The organism is Chakrabartyella piscis (assembly GCA_030067835.1).
Classification (GTDB): domain Bacteria; phylum Bacillota; class Clostridia; order Lachnospirales; family Anaerotignaceae; genus Chakrabartyella; species Chakrabartyella piscis.
Genome location: CP092441.1, coordinates 1,100,122 through 1,112,745 on the forward strand (window position 1 = coordinate 1,100,122; position 12,624 = coordinate 1,112,745).

At 37.7% G+C, this 12,624-nt stretch carries 10 protein-coding genes; 9 read left to right on the forward strand and 1 reads right to left on the reverse strand.

Annotated features, from left to right (window positions below):
• Positions 1-9 precede the first annotated feature (9 nt).
• The 3 genes from MJY40_RS04825 (at position 10) to MJY40_RS04835 (ending at position 2,714) form a co-directional block, all read left to right on the forward strand.
• Complete coding sequence (locus MJY40_RS04825) at positions 10-411, forward strand: dicarboxylate/amino acid:cation symporter (protein ID WP_317855915.1); 402 nt, start codon at positions 10-12, stop codon at positions 409-411.
• A gap of 70 nt (positions 412-481) precedes the next feature.
• Entirely contained in the window at positions 482-1,699 is a 1,218-nt protein-coding gene (locus MJY40_RS04830; RefSeq protein WP_317856392.1) for an IS256 family transposase, read from the forward strand.
• A gap of 172 nt (positions 1,700-1,871) precedes the next feature.
• Positions 1,872-2,714 carry a dicarboxylate/amino acid:cation symporter gene (locus MJY40_RS04835; RefSeq protein ID WP_317855916.1) on the forward strand — a complete coding sequence of 281 codons (843 nt, stop codon included), beginning with the start codon at positions 1,872-1,874 and terminating at the stop codon, positions 2,712-2,714.
• Between the two features lie 118 nt (positions 2,715-2,832).
• On the opposite strand, the gene MJY40_RS04840 is transcribed toward MJY40_RS04835, so the two are convergent.
• A complete protein-coding gene (locus tag MJY40_RS04840) occupies positions 2,833-3,690 on the reverse strand; it encodes a MurR/RpiR family transcriptional regulator (RefSeq protein ID WP_317855917.1) in 858 nt (285 codons plus the stop codon).
• Positions 3,691-4,269: 579 nt separating this feature from the next.
• On the opposite strand from MJY40_RS04840, the gene polA reads away from it, so the two are divergent.
• From polA to feoB, 6 genes are all read left to right on the forward strand, one after another.
• Positions 4,270-7,038, forward strand: a complete 2,769-nt coding sequence (polA, locus tag MJY40_RS04845; protein WP_317855918.1) for a DNA polymerase I — start codon at positions 4,270-4,272, stop codon at positions 7,036-7,038.
• A 63-nt stretch (positions 7,039-7,101) separates the two neighbouring features.
• On the forward strand, positions 7,102-7,695 hold the full coding sequence (gene coaE / locus MJY40_RS04850) for a dephospho-CoA kinase (RefSeq protein ID WP_317855919.1): 594 nt from the start codon (positions 7,102-7,104) through the stop codon (positions 7,693-7,695).
• A gap of 13 nt (positions 7,696-7,708) precedes the next feature.
• Positions 7,709-8,266 (forward strand): lytic transglycosylase domain-containing protein, encoded by a 558-nt coding sequence (locus tag MJY40_RS04855; RefSeq protein ID WP_317855920.1) that lies wholly within the window; start codon positions 7,709-7,711, stop codon positions 8,264-8,266.
• 12 nt (positions 8,267-8,278) lie between these two features.
• Positions 8,279-9,904, forward strand: coding sequence for an ABC transporter substrate-binding protein (locus MJY40_RS04860; RefSeq protein ID WP_317855921.1), 1,626 nt, complete (start codon positions 8,279-8,281; stop codon positions 9,902-9,904).
• 369 nt (positions 9,905-10,273) lie between these two features.
• Complete coding sequence (locus tag MJY40_RS04865; protein WP_317855922.1) at positions 10,274-10,492, forward strand: FeoA domain-containing protein; 219 nt, start codon at positions 10,274-10,276, stop codon at positions 10,490-10,492.
• Positions 10,493-10,616: 124 nt separating this feature from the next.
• Positions 10,617-12,617, forward strand: a complete 2,001-nt coding sequence (feoB, locus tag MJY40_RS04870; protein ID WP_317855923.1) for a ferrous iron transporter B — start codon at positions 10,617-10,619, stop codon at positions 12,615-12,617.
• Positions 12,618-12,624: the final 7 nt, after the last annotated feature.

Sequence of the window (12,624 nt, forward strand, 5' to 3'; positions counted from 1 at the left end):
GGCGTACATATGGAAAGTTTGAAAAAATTATCACTTGGTAAAAAGATTTTAATTGGTATGGTCATTGGTTTGGCAATTGGATTTATTTCGGCAGACGCAGCAGCAGCAATTTCTCCAATTGGAGATATTTTCTTAAGACTTTTGAAAATGTTGATTGTTCCTTTGGTATTCTTAAGTATCATCAGTGGTGTTTGTAAAATGGGTGATGTGAAACAATTGCGTACAGTTGGTTTGCGTTTCATTTTGTACATTATCATCACATCTGGTGTTGCAGCAACAGTGGGTGTTATTGCTGGTTTGATTGTACAACCAGGTTCTGGCACAACAGAATTTTTGGCAGCAGCAGAAGCAGCAGAAAGTGTAACCTGGGACTATCCCAAAGTTTGTGTAAACCTCCAAATTGATGTATGATAAATACAATCAGTTTGGAGGTTTTATTATGGCAAAAAGAACAAGAAGCGAAACACCACAAAAACAAGCAATGCGAGAAATGATGAAAGAATATTTAAAAAACAATGATGTATCCGTCAAAAATGGTGCAGACGTAAACGCCATCATGAGGGACATGATGTCTGTAATTCTCGAAGGCTCTCTTGATGAGGAACTAGACGAAGAATTAGGCTATTCTAAGTATGATTACGCAAACAAAGACACAAAAAACAGCAGAAATGGACACTCTTCCAAAACCATGCACACAAGTTATGGCGATATGGAGCTCGCTATCCCTAGAGATCGCAATAGCGAATATGAGCCACAGCTCATCAAGAAATATCAAAACACTGTCACACAAGACATGGAAGAAAAAATCATATCTATGTACGCCAAAGGTATGACCACCAGTGATATTGAAGATCATATGCGAGAGCTTTACGACATCAAAATATCAGACAGTACAATCAGTAGAGTTACAGATAAAATCATTCCTATCGTGAAAGAGTGGCAGGAGCGCCCGCTGGAATCAGTCTATGCCGTTGTTTTTATGGATGCAATCCATTTCCATGTACGAAGCGAAGGGCGAATTGTGAAAAAGGCTGTATATATTGCCTTGGGTATAGATATGTCTGGTCGCAAAGATGTACTTGGTATGTATGTAGGCGAAAATGAAAGTGCGAAATTCTGGCTTTCTATCATGAATGGTCTCAAAAATAGAGGTATTCAAGACATTCTAATTGCCTGTATTGATGGACTAATCGGCTTTCCCCAAGCCATTGAAGCTGTTTTCCCACAGACCGAAATACAACACTGTGTTATTCATCAAATCCGCAATTCAACAAGATTTGTATCGTACAAAGATATCAAAGCGTTGATGGCAGATTTGAAACGAGTATATGCAGCTGCAACAGAAGAAATTGCTTTAAACGAACTGGAATTATTCGCTGAAAAATGGAATCAGAAATACCCTAAAATCTACAAATCTTGGATGGATAATTGGGCTACCTTATCCACGTATTTCAAGTATCCCGAAGCCATTAGACGGCTTATTTATACCACAAATGCCATCGAAGGTTTTAACCGTCAGTTACGAAAAGTGACAAAAAGTAAGACTATCTTTCCATCCGACGATAGTCTTTTGAAAATGCTCTATTTAGCCACTATGGACATTACCAAAAAATGGACAGGTCACCGCCAAGATTGGGGTCAAATCCATTCTCAACTTGAAATTTATTTTGAAGAACGTTTGGACGAAGCTGGATATTGATAGTCAGATTATATTGACATTTTTAAAAGTAACGCTATAATACAAAGCAAGGGCAGAACCAAAATCGACTCTGCCCTTCATGTAACTATTCATATATCATACATCTAAATTTTCAGTTTACACAAAACTTGAAACTGTCCCTGTAACCTATAACTTTATTGACAATGTGGTGTTGTGGGTTCCAGAAAATATCGTAATTTCAATGTATAGCACAGAAATGTTGCAAATCATCGTATTCGCTCTTTTCGTTGGTGTTGCATTGTTGTCCTTGGGTGAAAAAGTATCTGGTTTGGTTTCTTTGATTGGTCAAGGAACTGACACTATGTTGAAAATCACAGAATTCGTAATGGAATTTTCTCCATTTGGTATTGCAGCATTGATGGCATCTTTGGTGACAAAAGTCAGTGGTGCAACTATGAAAGAAGTAATTCTTTTGATTATCACAGATAACGTTTGTGCAATCTTACTCTTGTTCATTATCTATCCTTTGATGATCAAAGTTTTTGCAAAATTGGATGGTTACAAATTCTTGAAAAGAATCTCTGGTCCAATTATCGTTGCGCTTACAACATCTTCTTCAGCAGCAACATTGCCTGTATCCATTCGTACAGCAGAAGAAAAATTGGGTGTTCCAGAAAAAATTTATGGCTTCACATTGCCACTTGGTAATACATGTGGTATGAATGGTTTTGCTTTGTTCATTGGTTTGTGCTGTATCTTTGCTTCCAACTTGTATGGATTCCCTATTACTTTTGGTGGCATTGCACAATTCGTATTCTTGGGTATCATCTTGTCCATTGGTGCTGCTGGTGTCAAAGGTGCTGGTGTGGTTATGTCCACAGTATTGTTGGAATCCCTTGGTATGCCATTGACATTGATTCCAATTTTGGCAGCAATCTGGCCAACAATTGACCCTGCTCATACCACACTCAACAACGTAAGTGACTTGACAGGTACAACCATCATTGCAAGACAATTGAACCAATTGGATGAAGAAGTATTTGCAAAAGACTGATTGCAATAGAAAATAATAGAATAAATAGAAAATAGTGAAATAAAATAGATATAGAAAAACGGATGAAGGAATACCCCGCCTCATCCGTTTTTTTGTTGCGTGCATATAAAAGAAAAGTTCAATACAATTCCATTTGTGTTGTATAATGATTGATCAATTCCAATTTTTCTTTATTTTTCATACCTACTTTTTTACAAATATAAGTTGCCAAAATTTCAGCAGTGAACAAAGTTGCCACATGGGAATTGAAGAAAGTCAATGTTTTTGCATCATTGGTGAATAAAAATGTTGCATATTTTGCAATGGGTGCTGTTGGTGTATCTGTCAAAACAATGATGGTGGCACCAGCATGATATGCCATTTCAGCAGACAACAAACTCAACTTGGAATAACGAGCATGACTGGTTACAATCAAACAATCTTTGCTGGTGATGTCAGATAAAAAATCAAAGGTATTGCCACCAACATGAGGCTTTGCAAACACCAATGGTAAAGTATCCTTCAAAATAACCGTCAAAAAAGCAGTGATGGAAGCACAGGATCTAGAGCCAATGATATATTTTACTTTGGAACGTATAATGGCATCTGTGGCAGCATCAAAGGTTTGGTGTGAATTTTTGGCAATGACAGACTGAATATTGCTTTGTACAGAAGCGGAAACCGTTTCAATGATGGAGCTTTTGCTCAGTTCGGACATACTAGATGCTAATTTTACAGCTGGCATGGTGTGTGTATCATTTTTGTCATCCAAATAAGAATTGTATTCGTCACGAATGAAGTTCTGGAAATCAGAATACCCAGAAAAGTCCAAATCTTTTACCAAACGCAAAACAGAAGAATGGCTTGCACCAGAAGATTCTGCAAGGGTAGTAGAGGTCATATAGCAACAAGAACGAAAATTACCGAGAACAAAATCGGCAATGGTACGTTCTGTTTTTGTTAGGTTTGCAACTTTGATTTTTTCTTGTAATGTCATAAGATAACCCTTCTTTTCCATAATTTTAAGATTATAGATAGTATAACAAAAAAATATAAAAAAGTCATGAAAAAAACAATAAAAAAACAGGGAATGTGTATATTCATATATTTTTTTGGCGTTGAGTGGACTTGTATTACTTTGTTATAAAAGAAAGGCATTCAAAATAATACTCCACCTGTCATATGAGCAAACCTCACCACCTGTCATCCTGAGCGTAGCGAAGGAGCTTATCTTTTTTAAACCCAACAAATTGCAATTCATCCACCAGAAACGAAATAATTTCATAAAATTTACGAAAACCGCTCAAAACTCCTGTAAAATAGTGTATAATAAAGTTAGGCAACACTGCACAACCCTCTATCACAATCTTTACGGTTTATTTTCCCGTCAGAATCACCAAAAATACTCAACGATATTTCCGATATCGCCTGCGTTTTTTGATAATTGTGACGAAAAAATCTACTCGTAAATTTTGCAATTAGGGTTATACGGTATTGCCTTTATGCAATATGGAGAAGTTTGCGTTTCTGTCAAAAAGATGGAAATGATTCGATAAAAGAAATACAGGAGGTCAATATGGCTGAAAAAATTATGATTGTAGATGGAAATAGTATTGTCAATAGAGCCTTTTATGGGGTACCACTTTTGACCAATAGCGAAGGTAAATATACCAATGGGGTCTATGGTTTTTTGAATATTTTATTCAAACTTTTGGATGAAGACAAGCCAGAATATTTGGCAGTTGCATTTGACTTAAAAGGACCAACTTTCAGACACGATACCTTCAAAGAATACAAAGGCACCAGAAAAGGTATGCCAGAAGAACTGAGAGAACAAATGCCATTGCTCAAAGAAATGCTCACCAAAATGAACATTCGTATTGTGGAAATGGCAGGATTTGAAGCAGATGATATCCTTGGCACCATTTCAGCACAGGCAGAAGCAGCAGGAATCGAGCCAATTGTGGTATCAGGAGACCGAGATTTGTTGCAACTTGCAAGTGAAACTTTACGTGTGCGTATTCCAAAAACCAAAGGTGGACGTACAGAAGTGGAAGATTACTACGCAGCAGATGTCATTGCAAAATATGGTGTGACACCAACAGAATTCATTGATGTGAAAGCACTTATGGGGGATGCATCTGATAACATACCAGGTGTGCCAAAAATTGGTGAAAAAACAGCAACCAAAATCATTCAACAATACCAAACCATTGAAAATGCAATTGCACATGCAGATGAAGTGAAACCAAATATGGCATCCAAAAACTTGCAAGAATTCCAAGAACAAGCAAGACTCAGCAAATTTTTGGCAACCATCATTAGAGATATGCCATTGGAATTTGTACCAGAAACCATGAAAATTGATGGGATGTTCAATGCAGAATCCTACGCAATGGTGAAACGTTTGAATTTCAAAAGCATGTTCACAAGATTTGGTGCAAATGTCAAATTGGAAGAAGTGGAAGTAGAACAAATTTCCTTGGGTGGTGTATCTGAAACATCAGGTTGGGTTTTGGCAGAAGACGATGACATTCCAGATGCATTTTTGGAAGTGGAAGAACCCAAAACCACACCACAAATGGCTGGAACATACATCCAAATGGCATTGGAAACCAAAGATGTGTTTGCAAACTTACCAAAGGAAGAAACTGCTTGTATATTTGTGGTAGATGGCGGTGTGTTCTGTGGTTTGGCTTTGTACCAAGGAGGAGCAGGTGGTACATGGATAGAAGCATCTGCAATGAATACAGCAGAAGATATTTTGGAAATGGCTAAGGATTTCTTGATGGATCAAGATAGTTCAAAAGTAGGTCATGACATCAAAAAAGATTTCAAATTGTTGCGTGAATTGGGTGTTAATGTCACTTTTGATGCTTTTGATACAGCAATTGGTGCCTATATTTTAAATCCAACCAACTCTTCTTATGCATATGATGATTTGGCTAGGGATTTTCTTGGTGAAGTAATTCCATCAGAAGAAGAAATTTTGGGTAAAGGACGTAAAAAAGTAACATTGCATTCCTTGACAGTGGAAGAACGTATGCAATTTGTGTTGACCAATGCAAGGGTGTTATTGGAAAGCAAACAAGTGATTTTACAAAAACTGAAAGCAAACCAACAAGAAGAATTGTTCTACGATATGGAAATGCCATTGGTGTATGTTTTGAATGATATGGAAACATATGGCATCAAAATTGATAAAAATGCTTTGATGGTGTATCAAGATATGCTAGAAGGCAAAATCAATACCTTAACCACACAAATTTATGATCTTGCAGGCGAAGAATTCAACATCAATTCCCCAAAACAAATGGGTGTTGTGTTGTTTGAAAACTTGGGACTCAAAGGTGGTAAAAAAACAAAAACAGGATATTCCACAGCAGCAGATGTATTGGAAAAACTCCGTTTGGAACATCCAATTGTTGCAAAAATATTGGAGTATAGACAGCTTGCAAAACTGAAAAGCACATATGCAGATGGATTGTTGACTGTGATGGATGAAACAACTGAAAAGATCTATTCCACTTTCAATCAAACCATAACTGCAACTGGTAGAATCAGCTCTACAGAACCAAACTTGCAAAACATTCCTGTACGCATGGAATTGGGTCGTGAACTTAGAAAAATCTTCATTCCACAAAGCGATGAATATTGTTTCTTGGATGCAGATTATTCTCAAATTGAGTTGCGTGTTTTGGCACACATTGCAGGAGATGAAACCCTCATCTATGCCTTCAATCACAACCAAGATATCCATAGATTGACAGCATCACAAGTGTTCCATGTGCCATTTGAAGAAGTGACAGATTTGCAAAGAAGAAATGCAAAAGCAGTCAACTTTGGGATTGTCTATGGAATTGGTGCTTTTAGCTTGAGCCAAGATTTGGAAATCACCAGAAAAGAAGCAGAAGCTTATATTGCAGCATACTTTGCAAAATATCCAAAAATCAAAGAATATTTGGATCAAACAGTCCAAGATGCCAAGGAAAATGGCTATGCAAAAACCCTTTGGAATCGTAGACGTGATATGCCAGAACTCCAAAGCAGCAACTTCATCCAACGTAGTTTTGGTGAACGTGTGGCAATGAATATGCCAATTCAAGGCAGTGCAGCGGATATCATCAAAATTGCAATGGTCAAAGTGCGTGAAGCTTTGATTGCTGGTGGCTATCGTTCTCGTTTGATTTTGCAAGTACATGATGAGTTGCTCATTGAAACCCATAAGGATGAAGTGGTAGCAGTATCCAAAATCTTAAAAGAAAATATGGAAATGGCAGCCAGCTTATCTGTACCATTGGATGTGGATGTACACAAAGGAAACTCTTGGTATGAAGCTAAATAAGTATAGAAATATGATGTTGTAGGGGTTGATGCCCACATCAACCCGTAACATAAGGAGAACCAAATGAAAATCATTGGCTTGACAGGTGGAACAGGCAGTGGCAAAGGCTTTGTTTCTACTATATTAAAGGAAAAGGGTGCATACATCATTGACGCAGATGGTGTTGCACATGAAATCATCAAAAAAGGCAAACCAGCATACACAGAATTGGTTGCTTATTTTGGTGTGGATATTTTGGATGACTCAGGTGAAATTTTCCGTAAAAAACTAGGTGGCATTGTGTTTGGAGATTCAGAAAAATTGGCTTTTCTAAACCAGTGTACCCATGCATATATTGTAAAAGAGATCAAAGAGCAAATTGCAAATGCAACAACAGAAAACACAGCAAAATGTATCATTATAGATGCACCACTTTTGGTGGAAGCTGGCTTGGATTCCATTTGTGATGGAATTTGGGTTGTATTTGCAGAAGAAGATGTGCGTGTAGAACGTATTATGAAACGAGATTCCATTTCTTTGGATATGGCTAAAGCACGCATTGCAAACCAAAAAACTTGGGAAGAATATGCAAGTTTTGCAACAGAAATCATACCCAATATGGGAAATGTAGAATCCGTTATGGAACAAATAGAAGGGTTGCTGCAAAAATTCAAATAAGTGAGGATATTAAATGATTCGATTTATGGGAAAAGCCATGCAATTTCTAGCATTTTGTATGGTTATATATATGTTGTATCAGCATGTGTTTCTACCAAAAATATTACCGAAATATTTGCCAATTGCATATGAAGAACAGGTGGAGCATTATGCAGATGCCTATGATTTGGAAGAATCTTTGGTCTATGCAGTCATCTTTTGTGAAAGCGGTTTCAATCCAGAAGCCATTTCTTCTGCTGGTGCCATTGGTTTGATGCAAGTGACAGAAGAAACGGGTTGGTGGGCTGCTGGTTATGTTGGCATGGATGCAGACACAGTGGATTTGACAGATCCAGACACCAATATTGCAATTGGTTCTTGGTATTTGCATTGGTTGATTGAACGTTTTGGTGATGATTTGTCAACGGTTTTGGCAGGATACAATGCTGGTCATGGTAAGGTGGCATCTTGGTTGGATTCAGAAGAATATAGCCAAAATGGGACACAGTTGGATGCAATACCCTTTCCAGAAACAGATAAATATGTGAAAAAAGTACAAGTGATACAAAAGCTATATGAGTTGTTTTGGTAAGTGGAGGTTCAAATGAGAAAAAAGATTTTGCTTGGATTGCTTTTCATGCTTTCTATGGGAATCACATCTGCTTGTGGTGGCAATGCGCCTACAGAAGAAGTGGTTTTGGAAGAATTGGAAGTGGTGGAAGAAGCAGTTGCAATAGAAAAAACAATACAGGTTGCAGATGGAGATGATATATTCCATATTTCAATGGGGGTACCAACCACTTTGAACCCTTTGTGGAATGAAGAGGAATCTGTGGATCGTATATTGCGATTGATTTACCAACCTTTGGTGCAATTGGATGCCAGTGGAAAAGTGGTAGAAGGCATTGCCACAAATTGGACACATAGCAGCGATGGTACTTATATTTCGTTGGATTTGCGTTCCGATATTGTATGGGAAAATGGCAGTTCTTTGACAGCATATGATGTGGCATATTCTTTGGATACCATTGCTTTGACTGGTGAAAATAGCGTCTACCATTCTGTTTTGGATTATGTTTCAGGATACAATGTCACAGGGAATAATTCCATCAATATTTATTTCCATGAATCCTTTAGTGGAAATATTGTGGCATTGCAATTTCCTATTATTTCCAAATCCTATTATGGTGGTAGTGTCAGTGGTGATGATGCCATTCAAATGAAACCAATGGGCAGTGGTCCCTATATGATGGAGTCCTACACAACAGCAAGTTCTATGGAATTGGTGGCAAACCCATATTATGCAGATGGACCAGCTCACATCAGCAAAATTAGTGTAAATATTACAAATGGCAATAAAACAGATGTCTATGCTTTTGACCAAGGTATGTTGGATGCTGTGGTGATGGAAGCCATTGGCACTGGTCGATATGCTAAGGATGAAGACATTCACATTCATTCCTATGCAACGAGAAAATACGATTTTGCAGGGTTCCAATTTGGAAATGTTTTGTTCCAAGATAAGGATATGCGTAAAGTATTTGCCTATACATTGCCAAGGGACTATATCAAAGAAAGTATCTATTTGCAATATGCAGACATTGCCTATACACCTGTTTCATCCACTTCTTGGTTGTATGAAGAAAACACCATGAATTACGCATATGACAAGCAAATGGCAGCAACACTTTTGAAAAACTTAGGTTGGTCTGATTTGGATGGCAATGGCACCTTGGAAGATGCAGAAGGCAATCCATTGGAGATTTCTATTTTGGTCAATGAAGAAAATGCAACCAGAATGCAAATTGCAAAAAAATGGGTGGAAGAATTGCAATTGTTGGGCATTGCAGTCACTTTGGATGCACAACCATTTGATGTCTATTCCAAAAGAGTGGAAACAGGTACATTTGATATTTTCCTAGGTGGTTGGGAAATGTCAGCAGCAATGGATTTGTATGATTTCTTTGGAACAGAGGGTCAATACAATTACATTGGATATGTGGATTTGGAAATGGAAGCATTGATTGCAGAAGCCAATGTAGCTGTTGGTGAAGGTGCAACCCTTTTGGCATATAGCGATTTGCAAAAGAAAATTGCAGAAGAATTGCCTTATATCAGCATTGCCTATAGACAAGATGCATTGTTTTTAACCAATCGCATCAGTGGTAGTGTAAATCCGGTGGTGGATGATGTATATACAGGCGTTGCAAATTGGGTTCTTGCTCCATAAACGATAAAATATAAGGCGGTTTTTGTAATGGAAGATTCCTTATGAAAATCGTCTTTTTTATTTTTTCTCAAGATTAATGGACTTAATACGATAATGTAGGGGCAGGCCTATGTGTCTGACCGCTCTTCTAGGCGTAACATTACAATCAGAAAAAGAATTTCAAGACCAAAAGATAAGTGGGCTTAATTAGGATACGTAGGGGTCAATGCCCTCATCGACCCGCTTTATAATATTCCATCTTGTGTTAGGTTTAAAAATTTAATAAAAATATCTTAAATTTGCAATTCTCATATTGACAAGTCAGTTAGTGAGTGCTAATATACAAGAAAGAGTTATTTAGGATGAACTAACTGGGAAGAAGGTAGTTACATGACATTGGCAAATGGCACCATTGGCACAACATATACCATAACAGGTATTCAAACAGATGATGAAGAATTGAATGATTTTTTATTTACACTGGGCTGTTATTCAGGTGAGAAAATCACAATTGTTTCAATGGTCAGTGAAAGCTATGTAGTTTCTATTCGTGATGGCAGATACAATATTGATGTGAATTTGGCAGATGCGATTGCAGTAGAAGCGTAATAACAGACAGAAAAATAGACTGCTTTTTGAGCAGTTTGTTTTATCTATAGGTGTTAGTGATTACTAACAAAAGAACTTATTTCAGTACATATGAAAGTTAATTTATTTTAGGGGGAAAACCAAAATGAGAATTGCATTGGCAGGAAATCCAAATAGTGGTAAAACTACACTATATAATGCGTTGACAGGCAAAAATGAACATGCAGGTAACTGGGCAGGTGTTACAGTAGACAAAAGAGAAGCACTCATCAAGAAAAATCTTTCTAGTGACAAAGAATTGTTGGCAGTGGATTTGCCAGGTGCATATTCCATGTCTCCATTTACATCTGAAGAAAGCATCACAAGCTCTTATGTAAAACAAGAAAAACCAGATGCAATCATCAACATTGTAGATGCAACAAACCTCAGCAGAAGTTTGTTCTTCACAACACAATTGTTGGAATTGGGTGTTCCTATGGTTGTTGCTTTGAACAAAGCAGACATCAACGATAAAAAAGAAACAAAAATTGATACAGCAAAATTGGCAGAAGAATTGGGCTGTCCGGTGGTAGAAACATCTGCAATTTCTGCAAAAGGTATGGATGTTTTGGTTGCAAAAGTAGCAGAAGTGGTTGGCAAAGAACAATTTGCACCTTTTGTACAAGGTAACATTGACTTGCATAGTAAAGAAGCAGTCAACACAGCAGATAGAAAACGTTTCGATTTTGTAAACGGTATTGTTTCTAAAGTGGAAACAAGAAAAGTTTTGACAAGTGAAAAAAATAAACAAGATAAATTGGATGCGGTATTGGCACACAAATGGTTGGGTATTCCAATCTTTGCAGTGGTTATGTGGGCAGTGTTCTCCATTTCCCAAGCACATTTGGGTCCAATGATTGCAGATGTTTTGGTTGGATGGATTGAAGGATTTGCGGAAATGGTAGCAGGTTCTGTAGAAGACGCATCTCCATTTATGCAATCTCTTCTTGTAGATGGTATCATCGGTGGTGTTGGTGCTGTAGTTGGTTTCTTGCCACTTGTTATGGTAATGTATTTCTTGATCGCTTTGTTGGAAGACTGTGGTTACATGGCTCGTGTAGCTGTAGTAATGGACAGATTCTTCAAAAAAGTAGGTCTTTCTGGTAAATCCATTATTCCTATGGTAATTGGTACAGGTTGTGCAATTCCTGGGGTTATGGCTTCTCGTACCATTAGAAATGAAAGAGAAAGAAGAACAACAGCAATGTTGACACCTTTCATGCCTTGTGGTGCAAAACTTCCTGTAATTGCTTTGTTTGCAGGTGCATTCTTCTCTGATGCTTCTTGGGTTGGTACATTGATGTACTTCGCAGGTATCTTGTTCATCATCTTGGGTGCATTGTTGACTTTGAAAATCACAGGTACAAAAGTACGTAAATCTTTCTTCATTATGGAACTTCCAGAATACAAAATGCCAAGCCTTAAAGTAGCATTCTTGTCTATGATGGATCGTGCAAAAGCCTTCATCATCAAAGCTGGTACAATTATCTTGGTTTGTAATGCAGTGGTTCAAATCATGCAAAGCTTCGATTGGAGCTTCCAATTGGTAGAAGAAGGTATGGAAAGCACATCTATCTTGGCTTCCATTGCATCTCCATTTGCTTTGTTGTTCATTCCTTTGGGCTTCGGTATTTGGCAATTGGCAGCAGCAGCAATCACAGGTTTCATCGCAAAAGAAAACGTGGTTGGTACACTTGCAGTTGTATTTAGCATCACAAACTTCATTGACGTAGAAGAATTGGAATTGGTTGCAGGTGCAACAGAAGTTGCTGGTATCATGGGTATGACATCTGTAGCAGCTCTTGCATATTTGATGTTCAACTTGTTCACACCACCTTGTTTCGCAGCAATTGGTGCTATGAACTCTGAAATGCAAAGCAAAAAATGGCTTTGGGGTGGTATCGCATTGCAATTTGGTACAGGTTATGCAGTAGCATTCTTGGTATACCAAATTGGTACATTGATGACAACAGGCACTGTTGGTGATGGTTTCATCGGTGGTTTGATTGCTGTAGTTGCAATGGTTGCAATTGTAATCGGATTGATTGCAAAAGGCGAAGCAAAAGCAGATGAATATGCATTGAACGGAAAAGTAGCAGCAAAATAAAAGGCTT